34 protein-coding genes are annotated in these 26,904 nt (G+C 58.7%); 24 read left to right on the top strand and 10 right to left on the bottom strand.

Features of this window, described 5'->3' with window-relative positions; translation table 11 throughout:
• Positions 1 to 200 precede the first annotated feature (200 nt).
• Both BT116_RS26295 and BT116_RS26290 read left to right on the top strand, forming a co-directional pair.
• Complete coding sequence (locus tag BT116_RS26295; RefSeq protein ID WP_072348359.1) at positions 201 to 1,292, top strand: site-specific integrase; 1,092 nt, start codon at positions 201 to 203, stop codon at positions 1,290 to 1,292.
• Between the two features lie 31 nt (positions 1,293 to 1,323).
• A complete protein-coding gene (locus BT116_RS26290) occupies positions 1,324 to 2,430 on the top strand; it encodes a hypothetical protein (protein ID WP_072348357.1) in 1,107 nt (368 codons plus the stop codon).
• A gap of 39 nt (positions 2,431 to 2,469) precedes the next feature.
• On the opposite strand, the gene BT116_RS26285 is transcribed toward BT116_RS26290, so the two are convergent.
• From BT116_RS26285 to BT116_RS26230, 10 genes are all read right to left on the bottom strand, one after another.
• On the bottom strand, positions 2,470 to 2,739 hold the full coding sequence (locus BT116_RS26285) for a pyocin activator PrtN family protein (protein ID WP_072348355.1): 270 nt from the start codon (positions 2,737 to 2,739) through the stop codon (positions 2,470 to 2,472).
• The gene (locus BT116_RS26280) at positions 2,736 to 4,478 is read right to left on the bottom strand and encodes a DNA cytosine methyltransferase (RefSeq protein ID WP_072348353.1); all 1,743 of its coding nucleotides are present in this window, start codon (positions 4,476 to 4,478) and stop codon (positions 2,736 to 2,738) included. The genes BT116_RS26285 and BT116_RS26280 overlap by 4 nt, the downstream gene beginning before the upstream one ends.
• A 244-nt stretch (positions 4,479 to 4,722) precedes the next feature.
• Entirely contained in the window at positions 4,723 to 5,265 is a 543-nt protein-coding gene (locus tag BT116_RS26270) for a phosphohydrolase (protein WP_072348351.1), read from the bottom strand.
• A complete protein-coding gene (locus BT116_RS26265; RefSeq protein ID WP_072348350.1) occupies positions 5,262 to 5,483 on the bottom strand; it encodes a hypothetical protein in 222 nt (73 codons plus the stop codon). The genes BT116_RS26270 and BT116_RS26265 overlap by 4 nt, the downstream gene beginning before the upstream one ends.
• The gene (locus BT116_RS26260; RefSeq protein WP_072348349.1) at positions 5,480 to 5,896 is read right to left on the bottom strand and encodes a hypothetical protein; all 417 of its coding nucleotides are present in this window, start codon (positions 5,894 to 5,896) and stop codon (positions 5,480 to 5,482) included. The genes BT116_RS26265 and BT116_RS26260 overlap by 4 nt, the downstream gene beginning before the upstream one ends.
• A gap of 50 nt (positions 5,897 to 5,946) precedes the next feature.
• Positions 5,947 to 6,270: a pyocin activator PrtN family protein gene (locus BT116_RS26255; RefSeq protein ID WP_072348348.1), complete on the bottom strand. Its 324-nt coding sequence runs from the start codon at positions 6,268 to 6,270 to the stop codon at positions 5,947 to 5,949.
• 158 nt (positions 6,271 to 6,428) lie between these two features.
• Entirely contained in the window at positions 6,429 to 6,713 is a 285-nt protein-coding gene (locus BT116_RS26245) for a phage antirepressor KilAC domain-containing protein (protein ID WP_072348346.1), read from the bottom strand.
• A 10-nt stretch (positions 6,714 to 6,723) separates the two neighbouring features.
• Positions 6,724 to 7,308 carry a hypothetical protein gene (locus BT116_RS26240; protein WP_072348345.1) on the bottom strand — a complete coding sequence of 195 codons (585 nt, stop codon included), beginning with the start codon at positions 7,306 to 7,308 and terminating at the stop codon, positions 6,724 to 6,726.
• A gap of 266 nt (positions 7,309 to 7,574) precedes the next feature.
• The gene (locus BT116_RS26235) at positions 7,575 to 7,886 is read right to left on the bottom strand and encodes a hypothetical protein (RefSeq protein ID WP_072348344.1); all 312 of its coding nucleotides are present in this window, start codon (positions 7,884 to 7,886) and stop codon (positions 7,575 to 7,577) included.
• A 26-nt stretch (positions 7,887 to 7,912) separates the two neighbouring features.
• A complete protein-coding gene (locus BT116_RS26230) occupies positions 7,913 to 8,686 on the bottom strand; it encodes an XRE family transcriptional regulator (protein WP_072348343.1) in 774 nt (257 codons plus the stop codon).
• Between the two features lie 106 nt (positions 8,687 to 8,792).
• Between BT116_RS26230 and BT116_RS26225 the strand changes: the two genes are divergently transcribed.
• The 22 genes from BT116_RS26225 (at position 8,793) to BT116_RS31545 (ending at position 26,904) form a co-directional block, all read left to right on the top strand.
• Positions 8,793 to 9,080, top strand: coding sequence for a transcriptional regulator (locus BT116_RS26225; RefSeq protein ID WP_256572546.1), 288 nt, complete (start codon positions 8,793 to 8,795; stop codon positions 9,078 to 9,080).
• Positions 9,081 to 9,408: 328 nt separating this feature from the next.
• The gene (locus BT116_RS26220; protein ID WP_072348342.1) at positions 9,409 to 9,927 is read left to right on the top strand and encodes a phage regulatory CII family protein; all 519 of its coding nucleotides are present in this window, start codon (positions 9,409 to 9,411) and stop codon (positions 9,925 to 9,927) included.
• Entirely contained in the window at positions 9,920 to 10,147 is a 228-nt protein-coding gene (locus BT116_RS26215) for a TraR/DksA family transcriptional regulator (protein WP_072348341.1), read from the top strand. Before BT116_RS26220 ends, BT116_RS26215 begins: the two co-directional genes overlap by 8 nt.
• Positions 10,137 to 12,356 (top strand): VapE domain-containing protein, encoded by a 2,220-nt coding sequence (locus BT116_RS26210; RefSeq protein ID WP_072348340.1) that lies wholly within the window; start codon positions 10,137 to 10,139, stop codon positions 12,354 to 12,356. Before BT116_RS26215 ends, BT116_RS26210 begins: the two co-directional genes overlap by 11 nt.
• A complete protein-coding gene (locus BT116_RS26205; RefSeq protein WP_072348339.1) occupies positions 12,349 to 12,708 on the top strand; it encodes a PA0613 family protein in 360 nt (119 codons plus the stop codon). The genes BT116_RS26210 and BT116_RS26205 overlap by 8 nt, the downstream gene beginning before the upstream one ends.
• Positions 12,709 to 13,220: 512 nt before the next feature.
• Complete coding sequence (locus tag BT116_RS26200) at positions 13,221 to 13,565, top strand: phage holin family protein (protein ID WP_072348338.1); 345 nt, start codon at positions 13,221 to 13,223, stop codon at positions 13,563 to 13,565.
• 147 nt (positions 13,566 to 13,712) lie between these two features.
• The gene (locus BT116_RS26195) at positions 13,713 to 14,315 is read left to right on the top strand and encodes a terminase small subunit (protein WP_072348337.1); all 603 of its coding nucleotides are present in this window, start codon (positions 13,713 to 13,715) and stop codon (positions 14,313 to 14,315) included.
• 4 nt (positions 14,316 to 14,319) lie between these two features.
• Positions 14,320 to 16,332, top strand: a complete 2,013-nt coding sequence (locus tag BT116_RS26190) for a phage terminase large subunit family protein (protein WP_072348336.1) — start codon at positions 14,320 to 14,322, stop codon at positions 16,330 to 16,332.
• Position 16,333: 1 nt separating this feature from the next.
• Positions 16,334 to 16,540: a phage head-tail joining protein gene (locus BT116_RS26185; protein ID WP_014339651.1), complete on the top strand. Its 207-nt coding sequence runs from the start codon at positions 16,334 to 16,336 to the stop codon at positions 16,538 to 16,540.
• Positions 16,540 to 18,021, top strand: a complete 1,482-nt coding sequence (locus tag BT116_RS26180) for a phage portal protein (RefSeq protein ID WP_072348335.1) — start codon at positions 16,540 to 16,542, stop codon at positions 18,019 to 18,021. Before BT116_RS26185 ends, BT116_RS26180 begins: the two co-directional genes overlap by 1 nt.
• Complete coding sequence (locus tag BT116_RS26175; RefSeq protein ID WP_072348334.1) at positions 18,018 to 19,178, top strand: head maturation protease, ClpP-related; 1,161 nt, start codon at positions 18,018 to 18,020, stop codon at positions 19,176 to 19,178. Before BT116_RS26180 ends, BT116_RS26175 begins: the two co-directional genes overlap by 4 nt.
• On the top strand, positions 19,175 to 19,519 hold the full coding sequence (locus tag BT116_RS26170; RefSeq protein WP_072348333.1) for a head decoration protein: 345 nt from the start codon (positions 19,175 to 19,177) through the stop codon (positions 19,517 to 19,519). The genes BT116_RS26175 and BT116_RS26170 overlap by 4 nt, the downstream gene beginning before the upstream one ends.
• A 61-nt stretch (positions 19,520 to 19,580) precedes the next feature.
• Positions 19,581 to 20,576, top strand: coding sequence for a major capsid protein (locus tag BT116_RS26165; RefSeq protein ID WP_072348331.1), 996 nt, complete (start codon positions 19,581 to 19,583; stop codon positions 20,574 to 20,576).
• A gap of 2 nt (positions 20,577 to 20,578) precedes the next feature.
• Positions 20,579 to 20,893, top strand: coding sequence for a head-tail joining protein (locus BT116_RS26160; protein ID WP_072348329.1), 315 nt, complete (start codon positions 20,579 to 20,581; stop codon positions 20,891 to 20,893).
• The gene (locus BT116_RS26155) at positions 20,890 to 21,552 is read left to right on the top strand and encodes a hypothetical protein (protein ID WP_072348327.1); all 663 of its coding nucleotides are present in this window, start codon (positions 20,890 to 20,892) and stop codon (positions 21,550 to 21,552) included. Before BT116_RS26160 ends, BT116_RS26155 begins: the two co-directional genes overlap by 4 nt.
• Positions 21,539 to 22,069: a hypothetical protein gene (locus BT116_RS26150; protein ID WP_072348363.1), complete on the top strand. Its 531-nt coding sequence runs from the start codon at positions 21,539 to 21,541 to the stop codon at positions 22,067 to 22,069. The genes BT116_RS26155 and BT116_RS26150 overlap by 14 nt, the downstream gene beginning before the upstream one ends.
• Positions 22,066 to 22,629, top strand: coding sequence for a phage baseplate assembly protein V (locus tag BT116_RS26145; RefSeq protein WP_072348325.1), 564 nt, complete (start codon positions 22,066 to 22,068; stop codon positions 22,627 to 22,629). The genes BT116_RS26150 and BT116_RS26145 overlap by 4 nt, the downstream gene beginning before the upstream one ends.
• A gap of 59 nt (positions 22,630 to 22,688) precedes the next feature.
• Entirely contained in the window at positions 22,689 to 22,937 is a 249-nt protein-coding gene (locus BT116_RS26140; protein ID WP_072348324.1) for a hypothetical protein, read from the top strand.
• A 4-nt stretch (positions 22,938 to 22,941) separates the two neighbouring features.
• Positions 22,942 to 23,268, top strand: coding sequence for a GPW/gp25 family protein (locus tag BT116_RS26135; RefSeq protein WP_069971005.1), 327 nt, complete (start codon positions 22,942 to 22,944; stop codon positions 23,266 to 23,268).
• The gene (locus BT116_RS26130; RefSeq protein ID WP_072348322.1) at positions 23,265 to 24,149 is read left to right on the top strand and encodes a baseplate assembly protein; all 885 of its coding nucleotides are present in this window, start codon (positions 23,265 to 23,267) and stop codon (positions 24,147 to 24,149) included. Before BT116_RS26135 ends, BT116_RS26130 begins: the two co-directional genes overlap by 4 nt.
• Positions 24,146 to 24,751 (top strand): phage tail protein I, encoded by a 606-nt coding sequence (locus BT116_RS26125; protein WP_072348320.1) that lies wholly within the window; start codon positions 24,146 to 24,148, stop codon positions 24,749 to 24,751. Before BT116_RS26130 ends, BT116_RS26125 begins: the two co-directional genes overlap by 4 nt.
• On the top strand, positions 24,748 to 26,904 hold the full coding sequence (locus BT116_RS31545) for a phage tail-collar fiber domain-containing protein (RefSeq protein WP_256572545.1): 2,157 nt from the start codon (positions 24,748 to 24,750) through the stop codon (positions 26,902 to 26,904). Before BT116_RS26125 ends, BT116_RS31545 begins: the two co-directional genes overlap by 4 nt.

The raw sequence follows: 26,904 nt of genomic DNA, 5'->3' as shown, positions 1-26,904 counted from the left end.
TCGGTCCAATCCATCATCGGCGCAACGCTGAAGCGGCGGGACGGCTCTTTGCGGGATGATCCAGTGTTTACGGGCGCTTCAGGTTTTTCTAAATTCATTGATACTGATCTTTTATACAGCGGTTTTTACCCATTTTTCCTTGTTTTTGCATAGCGCTTGCTACATTGTAGCAACCGGTCTCCGCAATGTAGCAACTGGGTATGGGCACGATCACATCACGCAAGCGCAAGGACAATTCGACGGCCTACACGGCGCAGATACGGATCAATCGGGACGGGAAGACAGTTTATCAGGAAAGCCAAACCTTCGACCGGAAGCAGGTGGCTCAGGCATGGATCAAGCGACGTGAGACGGAGCTGGCCGCGCCAGGTGCTATCGAACGTGCGAACCGGAAGGGTGTGACGATCAAGAAGATGATCGATCAGTACCTGGACGAGTACGAGAAGATTCGACCGCTGGGGAAGACTAAGCGAGCAACCCTGACGGCGATCAAGGAGACGTGGCTGGGCGAGGTCGATGATTCGGCGCTGAATAGCCAGAAGCTGGTCGAGTTTGCTCAGTGGCGGATGAGTAAGGAGGGTGGCTACGTCCAGGCGCAAACGGTGGGAAACGATTTGTCGCATTTGGGTGCAGTGCTTTCCGTGGCGCGACCGGCTTGGGGCTATGAAATTGACCCGCTTGCCATGCCTGACGCTCGTAGGGTGCTGCGCAAGCTTGGCATGGTCACCAAGAGCAAAGAGCGCAACCGTCGGCCTACCTTGGAGGAGCTGGACCAGTTAATGGAGTATTTTTTTGAAAGGGATGCCAGGGGTAATAGCGCTATTCCAATGCCAAAGATCATCGCCTTTGCGCTTTTCTCGACGAGACGGCAGGAGGAGATCTCGCGGATATGTTGGGATGACCTGGACGAGTCACGCCAAGCCGTCTTGGTGCGGGATATGAAGAATCCTGGGCAGAAGATTGGTAACGATGTGTGGTGCCATTTGCCAGACGAGGCCTGGGCGATCCTCCAGACAATGCCCAAGTTGAAGAAAGAAATTTTCCCCTACAACGGTAAGTCTATCTCGGCTGCATTTACCCGGGCTTGCCCAATTTTGGGAATTGAGGATCTCCATTTTCATGACCTGCGGCATGAGGGGGTGAGTCGGCTTTTTGAAATGGATTGGGACATTCCCAGAGTGTCGAGTGTTTCGGGGCATCGTGATTGGAACTCTTTAAGACGCTATACTCATCTTCGTGGGCGGGGTAATAGGTATCAAGACTGGGAATGGTTTAAAAAGTTAACTGAATGAGTTTTCTTGCGGCTTTTCAACAGGGGTTTGTATGGATTTATCGAATTTTGAAAGGCAGGTAAGCAAAACTGGATTTGAGTTGGAGTATAGAGTGGCTCGAATACTCAAAGAAGAAGGGTGGAGCCTGATTAGTAATAGATGTTATTTAGATGATCAAGAAGAGACCGTTCGTGAAATAGATTTGTTGGCATATAAAGTGCGAAATGTTAAGCATGTATCGGTTTATACGGCACTTATAATAAGTTGTAAGAAGAGTGAGTCGAACGTCTGGGCATTGTTGAGTAGGGGGGTAGATCTTGCAGATCCTAATTCAGATTGGGAACCTTTCAAAGGTTGGTGTAATCATCCGGGTATTTCTTACTATCTTGATGATCCCGAATGGGCCAAAAAATATTACGAGAGAATGACGAAGGTGTGCCCTTCTATTTTTCAAGTGCCTATCGTGGATGTGTTTGCTTTTCAGGAAATGAACCGAGTCTCGGGGGCATGTCAGAACGATAAAAATATATTTGCATCTATAACTTCTTTGATGAAGGCTCAATCATATGAGATGAGTACTCTAGCTGAGAGAAAAAAAGGTAAGCCTTGTGTTTATCAGTTCAATTTGCTCTCAGTTATGGATAGTGAATTAGTGCGAATTTTATTTGACGGAGAAAAGGTGGCAGCTTCGCAGGTTGATAGTGAGGATTATGTCTCGCGGTATATATTGCGAAAGAAAGATTCGACGTCGCGTATAAAATTTGTAACGGCAAAAAAATTCGGCGATGTAATTAAGGATTATTCGAGATTGCATTCTGAGAACTGTGCGATGTTCGAAGATGTATATGAAGATTTTTATAGGGATGTTTATAAGAAATATAAAAAATCTTCAATTTTGGTAGAGGAGCTTCGGCTTGCTCTAATTGGAAAGCTTAGTTCTGCTTATTATCGGGCGGCAGGCGACTGGCTGAGTTATAAAGATGTTTCTATTTTCTGGGATGAAAAGAAGGAGATTGTGACTATAGATTTTGATTTGAGTGTTGATGTTATAAATAGGATGAATGCATCTAAAGAATGTAAGGAGGTCGGTAAGGCAGCTTTGCTCAAAGTGTATCGTTATAAAGGCGATTTTGAATATTCAGTTAATATTCCTTTTTGAATGACGGCAAGCAGCCGTGCTTGCCGTCATTGGCTTAAGCTAAGCGGCTCTTCCCATCAATAGGTTTTGCTCTTTTGAAGCTTTCGCTCGTTGGCGATCAATGTAATCAGCTAGATCCTTAAGATGAATGCCGAGCGCAGCCTTTTGAGTGTTGGCGCCTAAGCGGGTTACTGGGATGTCGATTTCTCCATCGAGTCGTTTGCGTTTAAATTTTTCCACCGTGAGTTGCATATAATCTTCGCAAACACGTTCAAGTGGAATAACGGCCTGCCCTTCATACTGAGCCATCAACAAAAAGAGAGTGTTCATGCGGCCTCCATCAGTTTTTCTTCTTTGTCATCCATATTTGCTTTTATTAAGGCCATCATTGGCCACGGAGAGACAGAGTTCCCTACCATCAGTACCTGATCTTTCTTACTGAACTTCTGGCCGTCGTGGCCATGGTCAATCACGTAGTTGTCCGGAAAGCCCTGGGCTCGGTAAAGTTCCCGTGGCGTCAGCATGCGCATGCCAATGTCGACGATGACGTATGGCATGCCCTTGATCACCACGGTAACCAGAGCCAGCCGGTCCCGCGTAGTGATGGTGGCGGTCGGGTCGCGCAGGTCGTAGATGTTGTCGGTGCCGTAGTACCCCATCAGGAAAGCTGCTACGCGTAGAGCGCCTTCCTCAACTTCCGGTGCCAATGTGTACTCGAGCAGCGCGTGATGTTCTGCGCCGGCACAGATAGTTGAGATCGGCTCATCCATTGCGCTGCCCACACAGTTCTTACGCAGGGTGAGCAGATTAGCGGTCACCAACTGTTGTTGGCTGCCCGTGGTCGTTATCGCTGTCAGGGGCTGGTCTGGGTGCCGCCCCAGCGTTTCATTGAAGCCGCCGTTGTGCTGTGCGATGTAGGCCACGGCGAGCGCGAAGTGCCCGCCCTTGACCTGAGCGCAGATGGTCCCCAGCGGTGCATCAGCGGGCATGGATCGCTGGGATGTCGCATTGGCGTGCTCTGTGAGGAACGGCGCGATTTGTGGCGTCACCAGGGCGAAGCCATGCGCGCCAGTGATGGTCTTGGTTGGATCTTGCACGGACTGGCATCGAGCGATGTCATTGCCCGAGTGATTGACGCTTACGATGAACGGGTCGGCATGATCAACCACATAGCGGCGGGCACCTTTGCGCACGCGCTCCATGGTTTTGCTTGCCAATGGTCGGCGTACACCAGCGGCACGGCCTTCTTCTTTCGTCAGAAAGATACTTGGGCAGGGGATCGACCAATCGATGATGCTGGCAGCGTTACGCCAAGCTTTTTGACCCTTCGCGGGTTCTTTGAAGTGGGTCGGCTCCGGCCAATACAGTGGCTTGCCATCGCATCGAGCGACCATGTAAAGGCGTTCGCGTGTGGTAGCGGCGCCATAATCGCAGGCTTTGAGTTTTCCATGCAGGATGTCATAGCCCATGTTCTTGAGAATCTGCAGGAAGCGGCGCCAGGTCTTGCCCTTACGTTTCGGATCAGGCACCAGGTATTGATCCTGCACCGGAACGCGCTCGCCTGGTGCGGCCACGCTGCCGTCGCGGCGAATCACCCGGCCGGTGGCTTTGCATCGCTTAGCAATCAGCGGGCCCCATTGAAGGATCTGCCAGACGTTTTCCATAGTGATGAGGTCGGGTTTGACCTGTCCGGCCCACTTGACGGTGACCCACGACAGGGAGCGGCTGGCACTGCTGCGTGGTTGACCTCCGGCGGCAAGGCTGTGATGGGTACATTCGGGGCTTGCGTGTAGGTGTGCGACGGGGCGGCCTCGTGTCGCCTTTCGGGGGCACACCTCATAGACGTCCGAGATGTAATGCTCTGCGCCTGGGTGGTTGCGCTTGTGCATGCTGATGGCTTTGGGGTTGTGGTTGATCGCGATATCGACGGCTTTGCCCGTGGCCATTTCCTGGCCCATGGTTGCGCCGCCACCACCGGCAAACAGATCAACGCGGATCTTGCCCGTGAGGTCGAGGCCAAATTGGGTGATGACGGCAGTGCTTATTGGGGTTTGGGAAAAGGCGGTCATACCCAGCCTCCATGCGTATACCCCACGACAGGCTGCGCGAGCGGGCGATCCTGAGCGATTAGCGTTGCTTCAGTGTGCGCTGCCCCGCGCAGCTTTTCGTGGGGTATAAGCGCCTCGGCGGTGTTGCTGAAAGGAGCAGTAATGCCTGCTGCTGCGCAGCAGAGACTGTTTTTTACGGGCGCGTCGACCCTGCTTGCGCTGCGGAGCAAAGCGGGCTGGGGTTGGGTGTTGTTCTGCTCCTGCTTCATGCCGCTTTCCTCCGGTGTTCGATAGCGAGTTGGTCCATCAGGCGCTGGTGGTAGGTGAGCCGGGCTTCGGTGGGTGACCACGGCCGGATGCGTTCGGGCGCGGGTTCGATACCGACAAGACAATCCCAGGTGGCCGGGTCAGGTGGCATCAGGTCGCGGCGTTCGGTAGCAAGGGCGATCAGGTCGGCTTGGGTGACGGATGCCGGCAGGTCTTGATCGATGCTGAAGCGGGTGCAAATGCGTTCCCAGATCCAAGTCTCGACGTCCTGGTAGGCGTGCATCCACTGTTTGAGCGGCCGCACCATGTCGCCGATATAGGCTTCGGTCGCGTCGTGGAGGAGGGCGGCGAGCTTGTGCTCGGCCGGCACCAGATCCGCGACCAAGCAACTATGCTGGGCCACGCTGTAGAACTCGCGGGTGTGGCCGTTGAAGCGGCACAAATGAGCGAGCGAATGCGCAATGCCTCGTGGGTCGATCATGTCGACGTCCGGCTCATACAGGTCAAAACGTTTGCCGGTTGCGGTAAGAATCTGAGTCATGCTGCCTCCTTGACCAGGTCGGCGAGCAGCAGGGCGTTCTGGGTGTCCTTGTGCAACTTGCGCAGGGCGTCGTAGCCGATCAGCAGCGACAGTTGCCGGTCGAACTCTTTGCGGAATCGAGTCACTTCGCGCAGTTCGGCGGTGGCTTTGGCGTGTTGCTGGTGCAGCACGCCGGCGTCTTGAGGTGAGAGGCGTAGCATCGGACTATGACGGCTCATGCTGCGTCCTCCACCTTGACCTGATCCAGCAGAGCGGCCATGCCCAGTGCTTTTTCGCGCAGGTCGAGCGCCTGCTGTGCCTGGGCCTTCGAACTCATGGCGCGGAAGGTGTCAGAGGCCAGCCTCAGTTTTTCGGCGATCTGCATAAGCGTTTGGCGCTCTTGAGGGCCGAAGGCTTGGCTTTCTTTCAGCCGCTTCGCATGGGCTGCGAGGTGCTTGTGATCTGCACGGATGAATTGGAGGGATGCCTCCAGTTCGCGGATGGTTTTCGCATTGGCGGCGCGTTCGTCGTTCGTGCCCTCTTCGATGCCTTCGACGCGGCCGTCAATGAGCCCGCCTCGGTAGCCGGTCCAGTAGATGAGGGCGGCGCCGACTATCAGGCCTATCAATGCGCAGATTTGAATTGCAGTCATGTGGTGTGCTCCTGGTGGTTTCGGGTGGCTGGTGGTGACAGCCGTTACGGTTAGGCTTCTTCGGTTGCGTCGGTCTGGGCCTTCGCGTGGACTTCGTCGGCCTTGTAGGCCTGTATGTCGATCAGTGCCGCGACGTGGCGGATGTGCGCGTACTTCGGTGCCTTGCGGCTGCTGTCCAGCGTGGTCACGGGCAGTTGAATGCGGCCGCTGGTGATTTCGGCTGCAAATGACTGCTCGTTGAGGTTGCGGAAGTACTGCACGCGCAGCTTTTCGAGGGGGATAAGCACGTCGCCGAAGGTGCGATACAGCAGCTCGACGGTGGCCGTCTCCGGTGCTGGCATCAGGCGCAGCGGGTTTTGAGGCTGGCTAGTCATGAGGCCTTTGGCTCTCCATTCGTTTGTTTCGGGCCGGGTGATTCCAGGCGTTCAGGCAATGGCGTTTGGTCAGCTCGCGCAGATGCTCCGGCACCTCAAGGAGCGCGGCGTTGCGCTCCTCTCGGGTGCGTAGGGCGATGATCTGGCGGGCGTATTCCCTAGGCCACGTCACGGTTGTCTGCCGGGATGGCAGGGAGGTCGAGGCCCAATTGCTCTGCTAGCCAGGGGATCCCGGCCTGTCGGACGCGTGTCGATTGGCTGTACTGCATGCCCAGCGTGTCGTGGTACCAATTGCTGTCCTTGACCCGCAGGTATTCACGGTCACGAACGGGGAACGCCGGCAGGTTGCGGTCGGTGAGCAGGCCCTTCTCACGCATGAGTTTGATCAGGGCGGGGCGGGTCAGGCCGAAGTGCTTGGCGGTCTTTTCGAGATTGCGCTCCATGGCATACCTCCTAAGCGGCGTGCGCGGCGGGTGTCGCCAGCGCAGCCAGGTGGTTGATGGATTCGCAAACCTGCTCGTACATCTCGGCATCGGTGCCGTACACGGTGAAGCACTTGGTACGCGGGCTTTTGACGCCGATGCTCATGACTACGGTGATGCCCGAGCGTGTACGTGTCCGGTGAACGGCGAGCCGGATCGGCAGCTCAAAGCCCATGTCCAGGTCGATAAACCCACCTGTGGAAACCAGTCTGTAAACCTGTTCCCGCTGCTGGCTACTGAAAGCGCCGTACTCGCGTTCAGCATGTGGTTTCGGCTGGGGTTCGCCTGTCAGATCAGAAGGGCCGTTGACGACCTCCTCAATGAAGTCAGCGAGCTTCAGGTGAGTTTTTTTTGTGTTGGGCACGGTCAGCGTGTGGCGCTCTGAGCCCAGCTCAACGGTGAAGGTGCTGTCGGTCTTGTTGCGTTCAACTTTCAACCGGAACGCCAACACATCGCGTCGATACAGGCGTCGAAGGGTGTGATTGAAAGTCCCACTCAGGTTCACCTGGGCGCTGAGCAATGTCAGTGTGCGGTTGTCGATCAGGAATTTGCTCATGCTGCCCGGCCTCCGTCGTTTGGATCGAAGGAAGTCGGTGCGGTACGGGCATGTTGTTTGGGCTTAGAAGGAATGAAGGTGCAGCCGTAGATGCGGGCCAGGCGCCTTACTTCGAAGATGCGGGATAGGTCGGCAACGGCCGGATGGACGTGCAGGGATGCTGTGGTGTGCATGGTTTTGCCTCGCTCTGTGGTGGAAGAGTGAGGCAAAAATAACCTAGGTTTTAATTTGTGGCAATAACCTAGGGTTTAATTTTCGGGTTGTTTTTACTCGGTCATAGATCTCAAGGAGGAGACCTCGTGCTGAAGCTGGCTGACGACGACCTGGAGAAGCTCTGTGAAGGTCTCCTCATAGAAGCGAGGCTCAGTCTTGAAAGGATGCATGGTGGATTTGTTGGCCCCGAACCGTTCGCCAGCCTCCGTCAGCCTTTTGAAGGATTTCATGACGCCGTTACCTGTTGTGCTCGGATACTCATGATTCTCGGCATGCCCTGCTTTGATGAGGGCGTTCATGATTGTATTGGCATCAAAGGAGACGCCATGATCAGCGAGCAATGATTTCAACGATTTGATTTCCATAAGTCATCCTTTACGTACTGATGTTGTCAGAGCAATGTTGAGTTTGCAGGGTTTAGCGTCGACCACCAGAAGACGCGGCCAATAATCTGGATTCGTTGTTCCATAACCTGATCCAGCGAGTAGTCTTCGTCCGTGTATTCGGCGCGGTTGAAACTGCGCAATCGGATAGATCCGCCAGGTAAGCGATACACAAACTTCACCCGCAGCAGCCCGTCATGGTCCAAGGCATAGAGCTGGCCGTCTATGATCCGGGTCATGCCTTTATCTATGCCGATTGTGGCTTTATCGAGAATGAGAGGGTGGTTCGAATTGCCGCTATTGGTGGCGCAAGCGGCATTTTTTGGGTCGATACCAGCTTTTCTCAATGTGTAGCTGGAGAAGCGAACCTTACGGTACGCATCTATCTGTACTGCAGACCTTCCAATGCCGGATGCCATTTCGACTTCTTTATAGAGAGGCAATGCTACTTCATCGTCATCCAGAGGGGTCGTGTCATCCCATGTGGATAACTCACCCAATATGACTGGTGCTCCGTCAGCTGCCTGCTTGGATTCCGATTGTTCTTTCGATGATGGAGGAAGCGTGCCCAGTTCCAGCCAGTCCACATCCACTTGAAGGGCTCGCGCAATGGCAGCAATAAAGCGGCTTTTCTTGCTCTTGCCTGAGGTGAGTTTTTGAATGGTGGTCTGTGTGCATCCTGTTGCAGTAGCAAGTCGATCCTGCACCATGTTGCGTTGCTCCATGGCGTAGACCAAGCGGTCCGCCAGCTCTGGAAGCACTGAGGTATCGAGATAATTCATCATGGCGCCATGCTAAAACCAAGGTTATAGATTGTCCAACAACCTAGGTGCTTGACAGATTATTCCCTAGGTTGTAATTTCGCCTTCACATGAAGGAGGAATCACTGTGAAAACCACGCATCCATCGGAAGTCTGCACAGATCGCAGCCCGTCGCCGCTTGATGCTCTGAATCGGGCATTACAGGTTTGTGGCAACAATCAGTCGGAACTTGCACGCCGTTGCGGTGTGAAACAGCCCCATGTGTGGAAATGGCTCAAGGCCGGTCGCGTCCCCACTGAGCGAGTGCTTGCTGTCTCACGCGCCTCGGGCGGAACCGTCCTGCCGCACGAGTTAAGGCCTGACCTTTCTGACATCTTTCCTGCTCCATTAGCGGGAGTCGCTTCGGCGGCATAGAAAAAAGGCGACCCAAAGGTCGCCCAGTTCCTCCCGGCACGCACCACCACAGCGCTGTCGGGTCGCGATAAGGGTAGGCGGGCACACCACATGCTAACCACCTCTCCTTATCGCGCTTTCCCAAGGCCCGGAAGCCTTGGTGTTGCTGCCTTTTCCACCACAGATTGGGCAGCTGTTGCGCCAGGGGTGAGCAACGGATTGCTCGCCTCGGCACGGTGCCGGTATCGATCCCTAAGATCTAGCCGGCGTTTGGGCCCTTTCAAGCCACGCGGCAAATGTATCACCACTGCATGTCGCGCGGCACTGGCAACTTTCAAGGATTAATGCCATGAGCCGAATCGCTCTGAGTTGCGTCGAACGAGCACAGCGGGAAGTCCTGCCGCTCGATCTGGCGCTTTACCATGCCGCACGGGACTACCCAGGCGGCGCCGCTGCAATCGCCGCCACCACCGGCCGAAACCCCACCACGCTGCAGCACAAGCTGTCCCCCACGCACCCTAGCCACTCGGTGAATATCCAAGAGTTTGGCGAGATCCTCGAACTGACTAAGGACAGGCGCATCCTGGATGCAGTGCACGCCTTGGTCGGCGATACGATCTGGCATGAGTTGTCTGAGGTGTACACCACTGACATGCCGGAAACCCTGACCGTCGGCCTCGCCGAGTATTTCCGGCAGGTGGCTGATCTGGCCGATACCTGGGCCAAGAGCATTGGCGATGGGGTGGTCAGCGATCACGAGTTGGCCGCGATCCGCCTGCAGGTGTTTCGAGGTATCCAGGGGCTGCTGGGATTGTTCAACCGCGCCACGTACGTCAACCACACAACGCGGGGGGACGGCCGTGGCTGACATTGCTGATTTCGCCAATGACTTGGTGCAGGAGCGCATCGATCAGGCACTTGCGGCTCGCGCTGCATTCAAGCCGGCGATGCCCAGCCATTCCTCGTTGTTCTGTGACGGCTGCGGCGGTGCTATTCCCGAAGCGCGCCGTCTGGTTCTGCGGGGCTGCACTCATTGTGTGACGTGCCAGTCCTTCAATGAGTTGCGGGAGGCTCGGTATGCTCGATGACGTGCTCAATCAATTTGCGGACTTCGGTCTGGAGCCCGCGCAGCCGCTCATTTACGGCAAGCTGACTCGATGCAAGACCACCCTGGATAAAGGCAAAGAGAAAAACGGCTGGTACGTTCTACATGAGCATCGCACGGAGAAGGGAGAGGACCTGATCTTCGGTGCGTTCGGCGACTGGCGTACAGGTGAAACGCAAAAGATCAAGGTAAAGCCCGGGCGGATGACACCTGAGGAGCGTGAAGTCATGCGCGCTCGTCAGGAGGAAGCCAAGCGCAAGGCGGCCGAGAAGGCTGCCAACGCTGCCCGTCGAGCGGCTAACCGCGCTGCTGGGTTGTTTAAACGCATGCCTGAGAAAGGCCGTAGCGCCTATCTGGATCGAAAGCAGATCGTGGGCCTAGGCGTTCGTTATGCCCCGCGCTCCGGCGCGGTTTTGGTGCCCATGCAAAACGCTCGGGACCAGATCGTCGGGCTGCAAGTGATATTCCCCGAGAAGCAAGAGGAAACCGGCCGGGACAAGTCTTATTGGCCCTACGGTATGTCGAAGGAGGGGGCTTTTCTTCTGATCGGTCCACACCCGGAGCCGGGCGAGCCGATACTTGAGTGCGAGGGGTACGCCACTGGTATAAGCCTGCATATGGCGACCTCTCTCACGGTTGCGGTGGCCTTTGATGCGGGTAATTTGCTGGCTGTCGCTAAGATCATGCGTGAGCGTTTTCCCGGGCGTCCGATCATCATCTGTCGTGACGATGACTGGAAGACCAAGCGCCCGAATGGAGATCCCTGGAACCCAGGTGAAGAGAAGGCCAATAACGCGGCTACGGTTGTGGGTGGTCAGGTTGTCGGCCCGATCTTTTCGGGTGAGCGGGAGGACAAGTGGACCGACTTCAACGATCTTCATTGTGCCGAAGGTTTGGAGGCGGTGCGCCGCCAGATTCTGGCGGTGGTCAAGCCACCTGCAGCGGGCGGCTGGAAAGACTGGTTGGCCCGGACCGAAAACGGCATGTTGATTGCGCACATGCAAAACGTCGAGCTGATCCTGAGCAACGATGAGCGCTGGTCCGGTGTGATTGGCTTCAGCGCCTTCAGCTCCAAGATCGTCAAGCTGCGTGCTGCACCGTATGGCGGCGGCGTCGGCGATTGGGCTGACATTGACGACATGCTGGTGATGAAGTGGCTCGCCCAGCAATACAACTTGCGGGTTAAGGCCAGCAGCGTGATCGAGGCGGTGAGCGTGGTTGCACATGACAACGCATTTCATCCAGTACGCAATTACCTCGACGGCCTGGAATGGGACCGAGTGCCACGGCTCGATACCTGGTTGACGGACATCATGGGGGTTGCCCCTTCGGACTACAGCTCGAAGGTCGGTAAGCGCTGGATGGTGTCGGCGGTCGGCCGGGTGATGCAGCCGGGCTGCAAGGCTGACTCGGTGATGATTCTGGAAGGCGCGCAGGGCGCCGGTAAGTCCACGGCCATGTCGGTGTTGGGTGGTGACTGGTTTATGGATACCCCTTTTGCCTTGGGCGACAAGGATGGGTTTCAGGCCATTCGCGGCAAGTGGATTGTTGAGCTGGGGGAGCTGGACAGCTTCAACAAGGCCGAGTCCACCAAGGCAAAGCAGTTCTTCTCGGCCTCGACCGACACCTACCGCGAGAGCTATGGCCGCAGAACGATGGACGTGCCACGCCAGTGTGTTTTCGTGGGTACGACGAACCAGGACGAATACCTGAAGGACGCCACCGGCAACCGGCGTTATTGGCCGGTCGCTTGTACCAAGGTGGATCTGGAGCGACTGCGCGAGATCCGCGACCAGCTGTGGGCCGAGGCGATGTTTTGCTATCAGTCCGGTGATGTCTGGTGGGTTAACCGGGAGGAAGCGCCGCTGTTCGCCGAGGCGCAAGAAGAGCGCTTTGTGGTGGATGAGTGGGAAGGCCCGATCCTGGCTTGGCTCGAGGAGTATCAGCTTGGAGAGACGGCGACCGGCACCGACATTCTGCTGGGCGCTTTGAAGCTGGACTACGGACATTGGGGCAAACCTGAACAGATGCGCGTTGGAGCGATCATGCATCGGTTGGGTTGGCGCAAGGTCCGGCTACCCGCGTTGCCTAAGAGCGGCGTCCGGCCCTGGGGATACAAGAAGCCACAAGATTGGGGCAGGGCATCGAACCTGAAAGTGCAGCCGGTCGAGGAGCCATGTTTCGATGATTAAGGAGATCGATGCGCGGCTGCGCAAATGGGCCGAGGATCTGCATTGCGGCCTGAGTGCCGGCGGGCTCGCCGGTGGGAACATGGTCGCCATGATGATGGAGAGTAATGGGCAGTTGATTCGAGGTCGGCGTGCGTTCCGGGCACCCTTGGAGGGTTCGCTAGATATCGAGCTGATTGTGACCAAGCATCTCGACCCCCTGCATGTGCAGATCGTGCGAGAGCACTACTGCAACCAGGACTCGGACATGCGCTTGAAGTATGCCCACTGCGGCTGCGGGCGCGACACCTACTACCAGCGTCTGCATGACGCGCATCTGTGCATCTATGGGCTGTTGATGGGGATCGCTGCTTGATCCTGTCTACGTTCGTGATTGTCCTACCGGCTCGCCTTGTCCCACTGCTGTTGGATGCAGTTGGACAAGCGCGGGCCGCGCTGTTGTTGGTCTGTCCTACTGTCCAACCCTCCCGCACGTCCCGCCCATGTGTGAGCGTAGCGGGAGCGCATACGCGCCCATGGCGCGCACGCGTGCTCTTAGCTTTTTCTCTTTACGGGAGAGAAGAGAAAATAAAGTAGGACAGTGGGGCAGGCCCCGATTCTAGGCGTCTGTAGCTGTCCTACTTCGACCTGAGATAGTGGGACAGGAAGGACAGCGCCCCAGGCGCTGGAGGCCGAAATAAAGATATTCGCCGACATTGCCTAGGCGTTCACCAGACATTCACCGGGTGGCATTAAAAGGGGCTTGCTGCCACCGGAATCGACCTGTAAAAAGTACTCATCTTCGATAGGTGCGACCGCATAAAGCGGCAGGCACCACACACCAAACCCGGCCCTTGCGCCGGGTTTTTGCGTTTAAGGGGCGGGGTAATGACGAACGAGCAGCAAGCACTGGCAGAGATGCCGATCTGGTTAGTGATTCTCCTGGCTTTGGTCGGTGGCGTATCGGGGGAGATGTGGCGGGCGGACAAGGACGGAGCGCGGGGCTGGGTGTTGTTGAGGCGCCTGGCACTGCGGTCCGGGGCCTGCGTTGTCTGCGGGGTGTCGGCGATGATGCTGATGATCGCCGCCGGCATGTCGCTCTGGACGGCAGGGAGCCTGGGCAGCATCACCGCGATGGCCGGTGCCGATGTTGCCATCGGCCTGTACGAACGCTGGGCCGCCAAGCGGCTGGGTGTAGCAGAGGCACCGCCGACCAGCGGTGGGCAGGGGTGATTTTGGCGGCGGGGACCCTGGGAACATTCAGGGGACACGGGGTCGCAAACCCGCGGGAAAGCGTTAGCGGCAGGGTTGCCAGCTTACTGAAATTCAACCCGTTGAAATTGAAAGGTTCGCATTGAAAAGCCGTTGAAAGGAGGGCTCATGACAGAACCACAGTACCTGTCGAAGAGCGCCTTTGCGGCCCGGATCGGCAGGGCACCGAGCTACATCACCTGGTTGAAAAACAACAACCGGCTGGTGCTCAGTGCCGACGGCAAACAAGTCGATGTTCAGGCCAGTGAAGCGTTGATTCGCGACACTGCCGACCCGAGCAAAGCCGCCGTCGCCGAGCGTCACCAGCAGGACCGGATTCAGCGTGACGTGTACGGCCAGCTTTCAACCTCGGTTGAGCCGACTTGCACGGCTGCGCCGCCGTCCGCGAACACCCCTGCGGGGCAGCTCCCGGACTTCCAGAAAGCTCGCGCACTGCGCGAGCACAACCTGGCCCAGCTCGCGGAAATCGAGCTGCACAAAGCCAAGGGGTCGCTGGTCGCATTACCTGCTGTGAAGTTGGGCGCCTACAACGCTGGCCGCCTCCTGCGCGATCAGCTGTTTGGCATGCCGCCACAGCTGGCGCCGGAGCTGGCGGTCATGACCGACCCCTGGGAAATCGAAAAACACCTGACGGCGGCCTTGCGCCGCACGCTGGAGGACGCGGAGCGCCTGTCCTCGGCGGACCTTGAACATGCCCTGAACCCGAGTTGAGCCTATGCCCACGGAAATCCCTGACGGTGCAGAGGTGTACCGAGAGGCGTATTTCCGTGGGCTGCGTCCCGACCCGGATGTCTGGATCGATGTATGGGCCGACGAATACATGCGCATCCCGCGTGACACCGGCGCCGCTGAGCCCGGCCAGTACCGCACGTCACGTACACCGTACGCCCGCGAGCCGATGCGATGCCTTTCACCGGCTCATCCCTGCAAGCGCGTGGTGACCATGGTCGCCTCACAGTTGATGAAAACCCAAATCGCCTTGAACTGGATCGGCGGCCTGATCCACATGGCGCCGTCGAACATCCTGACGTTGCTGCCGAGCCTGGGCTTGGCGAAGCGGGTCTCCTCACGGATTGGCAAGACCATCAAGGCGACGCCTGTCCTGCGCGAACGTGTGGCCTCCAGCCGCTCGCGAGACTCGCGCAACACCATGGACACCAAGGAGTTCGAAGGCGGCTCGCTCTACGTCACCACAGCTGGCTCGGCAGCCAACCTTTCGGAGCTGTCGGCGCGCTACGTTTACGGCGATGAGATCGACCGCTGGGAGGTGGACATCGGCGAGGAGGGCGACCCCATCGAGCTGGCGGAAACGCGTGGCAGTACGTTCGGTCGCAATGCGAAGTTCTACTTCTCCAGTTCGCCAACCATCAAAGGTGCCTCGCGGATCTCCGACCTGTTCGAGGGCAGCGACCAACGTCACTACTACGTGCCGTGCCCCACCTGCGGGCACATGCAGACCCTGGAATGGGAACGCCTGCATTACTCGCGGGACTTCAGCGTTGTGCACTACGAATGCGCAGGTCCTGATTGTGACGTGCTGATCGAGGAGTACCACAAGGCCGAGATGCTCGCCAAAGGCGAGTGGCGCGCCCATGCCGAGGGCGACGGCGAGACGGTGGGGTTTACCCTCAACGCCTTGTATTCACCGCTCGGCTGGATGGACTGGAAGTCCCTCGCCAAGCAGTTCGAAAAGGCCAAAAAAGCCCAGGCCAAGGGCGACCTTGAGCCGATGCAGGTGTTCTACAACACCCGTTTGGCGAAGGTCTGGGACAGCGCCCAGGAGCAAACCAAGGCCGATACCCTGAAGCACCGGGCACGCCTGGAAAACTTCACCCTCGGCTCGATGCCGGCCGGCGTGCTCATGATCACCGGCGCCGTTGACGTCCAGGCCAACCGCTTGGAGTTTATGGCGATGGGGTGGGGCGTCGGCATGGAGCGCTGGGTCATTGACTACCAGATCGTCTCGGGCGACCCGGCAGATGATCGCACCTGGGCGGCGCTGGACGAATTGCTCAAGGCCAAGTACCGGCATCCGTGCGGAGTTGGCCTTGGCATTCTGGCAACGGCTGTCGACTCCGGCGGTCATCACACCGACGAGGTCTATCAATTCTGCCGCGTGCGCCGCTGGCGAAACGTGTTCGCCATCAAGGGCGCGAGCAAGCCGGGCAAGCCGGTGATTGCCCAGCGGCCATCCATGGTGGATGTGACTTGGAAAGGCCAGACCGAACGCAACGGCGCCGAACTGTGGTTTGTCGGTACCGACACGGCGAAAGACTGGATCTACAACCGCTACCCATTCGAGTCCGGCCCGGGCGCGTTGCACTTTGCCAGTGACCTGCCGGACGACTTCTTCGCGCAGTGCGTGGCTGAACGTAAGGTCGCCCGTTATGTGCGGGGTCACAAGCGCATTGAATGGGTCAAGGGCAAGGCCGAGCGCAACGAAGCCCTCGACCTGATGGTGTACTGCCTTGCCATGGCGCATTACCTGGGCATCAACCGCTACAAGGAGCACGACTGGGAGCGGGTCCGCCAGGCCCTGGCGCAGTCTGGGTTGTTCGATGACGCGCTGGGGATCAAGCACGTGCAGGGCGAACGAGTCACTCAGCCTGTCCCGGCGACCATGCCACAACCAGCACCACAACCTGTCGCTCAAGCGGCTCAACCACGACCCGCTGCACCACCCCCTCAACGCCGCAGCTCCACTAGCGGCTATCTGAAGAGACGCTGATATGTCCTTTACACAGAAGCACCTCGACGCGGTTGAGGCGGCCATCGCTCGCGGTGAGAAAGTCGTGCGCTACACCGACCGCACCGTGGAGTACCGCACCGTCGACGAGCTGATCAAGGCTCGCGACGAGATCCGCACCTCCCTGGTTAACTCGGCCGGGCCGCGCTCCCGCGTGGTCCGGCTTTATCACGGAGGCAAAGGAGTCTGATGGCCCGACATTATCCGACGCTCAGCCGTAGCGGATTCTTGTTGCCGTCGAACATCAAGGCCAGTTACGAAGGCGCCGGAGAGGGTCGCCGATCCACTGGCTGGGATGCGCCCGACAACGGAATCAACAGCATCAACACACCGGCGCTGCGCAACCTGCGCGGCCGGTCACGGGCGGCGGTGCGCAATGACCCGTATGCCTTCAACGTCATCGACAAACGCGTCAGCAACCTGATCGGCACGGGCATCACGCCCAGGCCGAACACCGAAGACAACGCGCTTCGCAAGCTGCTGCAGCTGCTATGGGATGACTGGGTGGACGAGTCGGACGCCGATGAGCACACCGACTTCTATGGGCAGCAGGCGCTGGTCGCTCGCACCGTCGAGACTTCCGGTGAATGCTTTGTCCGCTTACGACCACGCCGCCTGGACGAGGGGCTGGCGGTGCCGCTTCAGGTGCAGATTCTCGCGCCGGAGTTCGTGCCCCACGACAAATTCGAGACCACGCGCACCGGCAACGCCATTCGTGCTGGCATCGAGTTCAATCCGGATGGCAAGCGGGTGGCCTACTGGATGTACCTGTCGCACCCCCGCGACGGCGTCTCGCTGAGCGCTGGTTACAACCAGTTGGTACGGGTGCCGGCATCGCAGGTGCTGCACATCTTCGAACCGGTGGAACCGGGGCAATTGCGCGGCGTCCCGCGTCTGTCTCCTGTACTGAAACGCCTGCGTAGCCTGGATAACTATGACGACGCAGTGCTGTTCCGGCAGGAGGTTGCAAACCTGTTCGCCGGATTCATCAGCCGCCCGGCACCGGACTCTGGCCCCGTGCCTAGGGATCCCGTCACCGGTGAGCCGCTGAGCTTCGACCGTGACGGCTTTACGCCCATGGTCGCGCTGGAACCCGGCACCATGCAGGAGCTGGGGCCTGGTGAAGAGGTTGAGTTCTCCAAGCCGCCGGATGCCGGGAACAACTATCCCGACTTCATGCGTCAGCAATTGATGGCAGCAGCAGCTGGTACTGGTACGCCATACGAGATCCTGACCGGTGACATGCGCGAAGTGAATGACCGGGCGTTGCGAGTCGTGTTGAACGAGTTCCGGCGCCGTCTGGAACAACTGCAATTCGGTGTATATGTGCATCAGCTCTGCCGCCCGATCCGTGCCGCCTGGATGGACATGGCGTTCCTGTCCGGTGCCTTGGTGTTGGACGACTACGCCAAACGGCGCCGCGAATACCTGCGCACACGCTGGGTGCCGCAAGGCTGGGCCTACATCCAGCCCGTCCAGGACGTGCAGGCTCGCCGGATGGAAGTGCAAGCCGGCTTCGCCTCACGCAGCGAAATGGTCACCCGTACCGGTTATGACGCCGAAACTGTCGATGCAGAAAACGCAGCCGACAACGCCAGAGCCCAGGCGCTGGGCCTCAACTACAACACGCACGAAGCCGTCGAGGTTACTGACGACAAGGAGCAATCATGAGCAAACCAGCGCTTCCGCGCATTTACAACAGAGCCGGCCAGCGAGTGAAAGTCCAGGACAAGACCTGGTACGCCATGCAGGAGAGCGGCGAAGCCGAGGAGCGGGTTATCGAGGTGTTCGTCTACGGCGAGATCGGCACCTGGGGCATCACGGCGAATCAGTTCGTGCAGGACCTGCGCGCCATGGATGACGGCGTATCGCCGGTGATTGCCGCATTCAATAGCATCGGCGGCGATTTGTTCGATGGTCTGGCGATGCACAACGCGTTGTCCCGCCTGGGCGAGCGTTGCACCGGCCGTGTCGATGCCCTGGCAGCCAGCGCGGCCAGCGTTGCGGTCTGTGGTGCGCACCGAGTGGTCATCGCCTCCAACGCGATGCTGATGATCCACAACCCATGGACCTACGCGGCAGGGGACGCCGAAGACTTCCGGAAAGTGGCCGACGTCCTGGATCAAACCATGGAGGCCATTATCGCGGCCTACAAGGCCAAGGCGCCGGACATCGACGAAGCCGAGCTTCGGCGCCTGGTGGCGGCTGAAACCTGGCTGACTGCCAACGAAGCGGTGGCCCTCGGGCTGGCCGATGAGGTTGGCGACGGGGTGAAGGTCAAAGCGTGTCTGGGGCAGGGCGCCGTGCTGCAGCGTTACCAGCATGCCCCGGCTGAATTGCTTGCCCAACTGGATGAGCCACCTGAACCGGATATCGAGCTGGAGCCTGAACCTACTGATCCGCCCCAGGATCCTCCTGTGGCGAACTCGGCCAAGCTGGCTCTGATGATCACCCAGCGTTGTACGGCGGATGGCATCAGCAACCTGATTGAGCCGCTGCTCAACTCGACCAAGCTGGAAAGCGAGGCCATCGTCCTGGCAGGCTTGGCCCGTGCCAAAGCCGTAAACGATCTCTGCGTTGCCGCACGACTGCCTGAGTTCAGCGCCGAGTACGTCGCGGCCGGTTTGGATGCCGCCTCGGTTCGAGCGCGTCTGTTCGACAAGTTGGTGGGCAGTGGCAAAGGCTTCGAGATCGACAACAGCCTACCACTCAACGCGGACCCGGCCCCGAAGGTCCAGGCCAAACAACCCGACCCCACCTCTATCTGGGCAGCCCGTCAGGCGGCGCAGTCAGGTAGCGCTAATACCTCGAAAGGAGCAAGACCATGACCATCAAACTGGAACCGATGCACGCCGGTGAATTCCTCCTGTCCGAGGGTGCCGGGAACATCTCGCGTGAAGCGATCAACGTCGCGGCAGGCCCAGCCTTGAATCCAGGGCAAGTACTCGGGCTGATCACTGCCACCGGCGAGTTCGCCCCTTACGACCCGACAGCCGAAGACGGCACGCAAACCGCCGTGGCGATCCTCTTCGGTCCGCTTGGTGAATCCGACGTGGTACGTCGAGCCCGTGCCGTAGTGCGTCTGGCGGAGGTGAGCGAAATCCATCTGACTGGCCTCGACCCGGATGCCGAAAAAGCCCTGGCCGCGCATTTCTTGATCGTCCGCTGAGTCGATTCCCCTTGTTTCCAAGCCCGCTCAGAGCGGGTTTTTTCATTTCTGGAGTGTACCCATGGCCGATATCGCCATTTTTGACGACGAAGCGTTTGCCGTACCAGCGCTCACCGCCGCAATCAACGAACAACCCTATCTGCCGGGCCGCATCAGCAGCCTCGGTCTGTTTCAAGAAGAGGGCGTTGCTACCCTGACAGTGCAAATCGAGAAGGATGGCGACACCCTGGCCCTGGTGCCTGCGGGTGAGCGCGGTACTTCGGGTCTGGTGGTCGGTGCTAGCAAACGCAAGATGATTCCTTTCAACACTGTGCACCTGCCTGAACGCTTCACCATCAAGGCCGACGAGATTCAGGGCATTCGAGCGTTCGGCACCCGCACTGAGTTGCAAGCAGTACAGGACGTGGTGAACACCCGACTGGCAAAAGCACGCCGGCAGTTGGACGCTACACACGAATTCCAGCGCATGGGCGCGCTCAACGGCTTGGTTCTGGATGCCGACGGTTCGACACCTCTGTTGGACCTGTACGCCGCCTTCGGAGTGTCCCGACAAAAACTGTCCATGGGGTTGAACGACCCAAGCACCGAACTGCGCGTTAAGTGCGGGGAGGCGCTGGACATGCAGGAGGACGCGCTGGGCAGCGTCACCAGCACCGGCTCCCGCGCCTTCTGTGGCAAGAATTTCTGGAACAAGCTGATCGTTCACAAGTCGGTCAAGGAAACCTACATCGCCACTCAGCAAGCGGCGGCATTGCGCGGTGACGCTCGGGAGAGTTTCGAGTTCGGTGGCATCGTCTGGGAGCGCTACCGTGGCAAGGTGGCCGGTGTGGCCTTCGTCCACGACGACAAGGCGCTGCTGGTGCCTGAAGGCGTGCCGGACCTGTACATCTCGGTGTTCGCACCGGCTGACTACATGGAAACGGTCAATACCCAGGGTATTCCGTACTACAGCAAGCTGGAGCCGTTGGCGTTCAACAAGGGGGTGGCCGGCGAAGCGCAATCCAACCCGCTGCACCTGTGCACACGGCCCCGTGCGCAGATCCTGCTGGAACTCTGATCGTGAGTTTTCGCGAGCTGGTCGGTGACCTGGACAACACGGTATTCGATGTCCTCGGCGACCTGGTGCTGATCGAGGGCCGACCAGTCCTGGGCATGTTCTCCGCTCCTTGGTTGCAACCCAAACTTGGCCGGATTAACACCGGCCTTCGCGAGCCGCACCTGGTCATTCGGGTAGCCGACGCCGAGGGCGTCAGCGAGCGGCAGCAGGTCGTGGTTGATCTGCCGGTGCATGACGGTGGCGGAAATTACATCATCGTCAGGCCGGAACCGGGAGGCGATGGTCTGGTGACGTTGGTATTGAGGAAATCACCATGAGCGTCGGCAGTTACTTCAAGCAATCAGCCAGCAGCGGGATGATTACGCTGCAGGCGGATCGATCTGATTTAAAGGCGTTCGCCGATTTCGCGGCGTTGGTCCCCAAAGCTGCCATTGCAGCCCAGCGTCGGGCGATCAACAAAACCTTGCGATGGTTGCGCACACACATTGCTCGCACCGTCAGCCGACAGGAACGCATTGCGGTCTCTGCCGTGCGGCAGCGCCTGCGGGCCTACCCGCTCACAGGCAATGGTCAAGGCAAGCTCTGGTTCGGTATCAACGCAATTGAGGCCAGCCGGGCGGGGCGACCTCGGCAATCGCGGTCGGGTGTGTCGGTGGCGGGACGCCGATATCAGGGGGCGTTTTTCAAAAAGGTCTACGGCGGTCGAGCAGATATCTGGATTCGCACGGCGAGCAAGCACTTCAAGGCCAGTGATTACCCCGACAGTGAATTGTCCAGCGGAACAGGGCCTAGCTCGGGCTGGATTGCAGAGAATGGCAGCCGCTACCCTCTGGCCAAAGCCAAGATTTCACTGGAGGACGTGCGGCCACACTTCGAATCGTGGACCAATCGCGCTCACCAGCGCCTGCTTGAGATCCTGGAGCAGGAACTGAACTTTGAACTGCAGAAGTATCTGCGAGGATCTGCCCGTGTCTGATTTCAGTCTTGAGCTTTTGTATCAGGCCGTTGAGGCTCACATCGATCAAGCGATCCCAGGATTGGCCTGCGTGCGGACCATGCCCTATATGGCCGATCACATCGACTTGCCTGCTGCGGTGATCGAGTTGGTCGAGCTGGAGCCCGGCCGAGATCCCGGAACAGGGGAGACGGCGCTGGTTGCGCGTTTGGAGGTGCGCTTCATCGTTGGCGGTGAGGATGCCGAGTGCCAGCAGAAAGCGGCATTCGCCGCCTCACAAATGGCCGTGCTGTTGCGTATCCAGACATGGGGGCTGGAGGTTGAGCCCGCCGAGTTTGTTCGGGCCGCCCAAGACTGGACTCGCCCCGAGTTGGATGGTTACGCGGTCTGGGTCGTTGAATGGACACAAACTATTTACCTCGGTGAAGAGGAGTGGCCGTGGCCGAATCAGCCCCCGGGTACCTTGCTCTGGGGCTTCAGCCCTGACACTGGCTCTGGTAGCGAAGGCAGCTATCAGCCCCCGGAGGATATGGCATGAGCTACCCCAGCGCGCAGCATGACCGCATGCTGGCGGGCCTGGTCAAGGATTGTTATGTGGTTGCGCTGGATCTGACCGCTTCGCCGCCCGCATGTCGTGTGTCGGATGGGGACTGGGTCAGTGCCTGGGTGCGTTGGCACAGCATCGCAGCCGGCAAAGCCCGTCATTGGCGAGCGCCCAGCATGGGCGAGCAGGGAACTCTGGTCAGTGCCAGCGGGGAAGTGGCGCAAGGCACATTTATTCCCGGTCTGTATGGCAATGCTGGGGCACCGCCGGACAACCGCGACCATGTCGAGGTATGGCGTTTCGATGATGGTGGCTCGCTGGTCTACGACTGGCAGGCCAGCACCTACACCATCACCGTGCCAAGCGGTACCGTGACCGTCAAAGTCGGCGGAACCGAAGTGGTCGTTACCGACAGTGCGATCAACGCCACTGCAGGCGATATCACCCTGACCGGCAATGTGCAGATCAACGGCCCATTACAGGTGACGGGTGATATCCACGGCGGCGGAAGCATCATCGACACCACCGGCAACACGCCGAACCACAAACACTGATTCCGACATTTATCCACAGCCCGCCGCGTGCGGGCTTTTGTGTTTCTGGAGTGAACCTTATGAGCAAACCACGAACAGGGACGGACCGGGCCGCTACCGATGTGAACCCGCTTCAGCCCGCACATACCGAGTCGCCCGCAACCATCGGGCCGGCGCGGGTGTTTCGCGACACCCTGTACACCTCTCGCACGTTGATCATGCCAGACGGCCGTACCGTGCCGGTCATCGCTGGTCAGGTCACAGCCTGCGGCGATGATCAATATGCCTTTCTCAAGGCGCACCCGGATATGCAACAGCTGACGGAGTAATTCCATGATCGGAGTGGACCGTCGCACAGGGCAGCCGCTGTCCGGCCAGGCGCATTTGCGGCAGTCCATTGAGGACATTCTGAGCACGCCTGTCGGTAGCCGCCGCATGCGGCCAGAGTACGGCAGCCAAATGCGTCGCTATGTCGACCTGCCAGTTAACGAGGGCTGGAAGAGCGCTGTTCAGGCCGAGGTCGCTCGTGCCCTGGGGCGTTGGGAGCCCCGTTTGAAGCTTGAGCGTGTCCGGGTCATTGCAGTGGTTGATGGACAAATCACCTTGCAACTGACGGGCTCATACATTGGCGATGGCGTAGTGCTGGAGGTGAACGCATGAGCACTGTCGACCTTTCGGCGTTGCCGGCCCCACAGGTGCTGGAGAGTCTGGATTTTGAAGAGCTTTATCAGGGCGAGCTGGCAACGTTCCGCGAGTACATGGGCGATAACTGGACCGCTTTTCTTGAAAGCGATCCGGTAACCAAGCTGCTGGAGTTGGGTGCTTATCGACGCATGCAGAATCGGGCGAGGGTTAACGACGCAGCCAAGGCACTGTTTCTGGCTCATGCCACGGGTGCCGACCTGGTGCAGCTGGCCGCCAACGTGAACCTTGAGCGCCTGGTCATTCAGGCTGAGGACTTGACCGCCGTGCCGCCAGTGGCGGCGGTGCTGGAAAGCTACGACGCACTGCGCGAGCGTATCCAGTTGAGGTACGAAGGGCTGACCACTGCCGGGCCTCGGAACAGTTACATCCTGCATGCCCGTAACGCCTCGGGCCTGGTGGCAGACGCCACGGCCGAAAGCCCGGCACCGGCTGAGGTTGTCGTGACGGTGCTGTCCCTGGAGGGCGACGGTACCGCTAGCCCCGAGCTGTTGGCCGAAGTGGACACTTATCTCAACGATGAAGATCGGCGGCCTGTTGCTGATCGGTTGACTGTGCAGGGCGCTGAAATCCTGCCCTATCGAATCGATGCGGTGGTGTATATGGCCGGCACAGGCCCGGAAAACGAGGCAGCGCTTGCCGAATGCAACGCGCGATTACAGGCCTGGATCAATCCCCGGCGCCGCTTAGGCGTTGAGGTAGCCCGTTCGGCAATTGATGCACAGGTCCACGTCAGCGGCGTTGCCCGGGTCGAGATCCCTGGATGGGTAGACATCCGCCCAACCAAGGCTCAAGCGGCGTGGTGCTCGGGCTTCACCGTAACGCGGGGTGGAAAATGAAAAGTCTGCTTCCCCTCAACAGTACCCAGCTTGAGCGTGCAATTGAGGCGGCTATCGACGAAACAACAGAGATACCACTCAGAACCTTATACAACCCGGACACCTGCCCGGCGCACCTGCTTTACCAATTGGCTTGGGCCTGGTCCGTGGACCGCTGGGATGAGTCCTGGCCCGAGGAGGTCAAGCGCTCAGTGATCCGCTCTTCGTTCTATGTCCACGCCCATAAGGGAACCATCGGGGCCCTTCGCCGGGTGGTGGAGCCGTTCGGCTATCTCATTGAGGTAGTCGAATGGTTCCGGACCGAGCCCAAAGGCGTGCCTGGAACGTTTGCCTTGAAGATCGGTGTTTCCGATGAAGGCATCAGTGAAGAGACCTATCAGGAACTGACTTGGCTGATTGATGACGCCAGGCCGGTCAGCCGCCACATGACCGGATTGGCGATCAGCCTCGAAACCCGAGGGAATTTGAACATAGGTGTTGTCCTGTACGAGGGCGACGAAATCGACGTTTACCCGCCGGTCATGCGTGACATTGAAGTCACCGGATCCTTCGGCGTGGTAGGCCGCGAACACACCATAGACATCTTGGACGTTTACCAATGATTGATCAGACCTCGCAATTTTTTGCGATTCTCACGAACGTGGGAGCGGCGAAACAGGCGAATGCCGATGCCCTTGGCGTTCCCTGGAGAATTACTGAAATGGGCGTGGGGGACGCCAACGACACCGACCCGGTTCCAAGTGCGGCCCAAACGTCGTTGATCAACGAATGGCGGCGGCGACCGCTGAATCAGCTTTTCATTGACCCGGTCAACCCGGCGGTGATTGTCGCCGAGCAAGTGATTCCGGCCGATGAGGGTGGATACTGGATTCGTGAAATCGGCCTGTACGACGCTGACGGAGACCTGGTGGCAGTCGCGAACTGCCCACCGAGTTTTAAGCCCATCATGTCGCAAGGCTCGGGCCGGACCCAGGTCGTGCGGATGAACTTCATTGTCAGCAGCACGGGTAACATCACGCTGAAGATTGACCCGTCGGTGGTGTTGGCAACACGGGAATACGTCGAGCGGCGGATTCTTGAAGAGCTGTACAAGCTCGACAACAAGCAGTCGGTGCGCGCAGCAACTACGGTCAACATTGCGTTGACTGGGCTTCAGACCATCGACGGCGTTAGCCTGCTCGCAGGCGACCGGGTGTTGGTAAAGAACCAAACGGCCTCAAAGGACAACGGCATCTACATTGTCGGCGTAGCGGCATGGCAGCGTGCGCCGGATGCTGATAGCAGTGCTGAGGTGACCTCGGCGCTGATCCTGTCAGTCGAGCAAGGCGCTACGCTGGCCGACACCCGCTGGCAGTTGGTAACGGATGGAGCAATTGTCCTGGGCACCACGTCGCTGGCTTTCCAGAACATTACTCAAGGGTTTGCCACGATTAATTCCCCTGTCTTTCAGGGAAATCCAACGGCGCCTACACCAGCCGTTACTGACAACGATACCTCTGTCGCTACGACTGCCTTTGTACGAAACGTCCTGGCCCGCTATGGTCTGGCCGGTTATGGCTATGTGTGGAACGGCAATATCGACCAGATTACCGAAACGGGGGTGTACACCTTTAGCGATGGTTCTTCCGGCACTCGCCCCAAGAACCCCGCAACCGGTGCTGATATCCCGAGGGGCGTGCTCTTTCATATGGAGCGAGATATTACATTATCGGCGCTTCAGATATGGGAGTCGGTCAACGCTGGCGTTGCTCTGACGTTCAAGCGCTCTCGTTTAAGTAACGGCGTATGGACCGCTTGGGCGCAGCTGTGGGACGGGCTCAATACCCCCAAGCAAGCCGACCCCTTGGACGTGAGCCCGGGTGCGATGCTGACTGTCGGTTCGTTCGGGTGGGGGGCGGCTGCGGTTAGCTACACAGGAGATATCGATGCGATTGCTGTAAGTGGCCTGTACATGATCAGTGCCGCGACGACAGGTACGAAGCCGGAGTATCCATCGCAGCAAGGAGTAGGGGTGATACCCAATGGCACAATCCTGCACATGGAGCGTGGTAGCAGCAAAATGGCAACGCAGCTCTGGGATTCCCTGGTCAACAGCATCAACCCCGTAACTTGCATTCGCACCAAAAACGCAAACGGCGTTTGGTCTCAGTGGCAGATCATTGTCTTGGACGGGCATTTGCCCTTCCGGGGCACCCTGGCTTACAAGGCTGCCGGCGTGTTTACCTGGACTGTGCCTGTTGGAGTGAAAAAGGCTTGGGTCACCGTTATTGGTGGAGGAGGCGGCGGCGGGCGTTCGGGGGTATCCGGAATAGGCTCAGGTGGCGGTGGGGGCGGGGGCGTCTCGCAAAGGCTCGTTGATCTCTCGACTGTTTCCAGCGTGACGGTGACCGTAGGCGCTGGTGGCGCTGGCGCTAGCGTGGAGGGAGCGGCGGGTGAAACCGGTGGAACGTCGTCCTTTGGGGCCTTTCTATCTGCAACCGGCGGGATCGGCGGTCTAGGTAGCTCGTCGGCTGGTTTAGCGAGTGGGCCTGGTGGCGGCGGGGGCGGCACTGGAGGGGATTTCAACACGTCTCTTGGCGTTGGGCATGTCAGCTATGGAGCTGTCGGTGGGTCAGGTGGCGGTCCTGGTGGACGATGCACGCAAGGGCCATATCCTGGTAACGGGGGTATGGGGCCTGGTGGGGGCGGGTCGGGCGCACTCTTCGGGTATAACGGCGGCCCAGGTGCCGCCGGCAATGTAATCATTCAGTGGTGA

The sequence above is a fragment of the Pseudomonas sp. NFACC16-2 genome, from assembly GCF_900119205.1.
Lineage (GTDB): Bacteria > Pseudomonadota > Gammaproteobacteria > Pseudomonadales > Pseudomonadaceae > Aquipseudomonas > Aquipseudomonas fluorescens_Q.
This window is presented reverse-complemented; position numbering and strand designations above follow the sequence as displayed.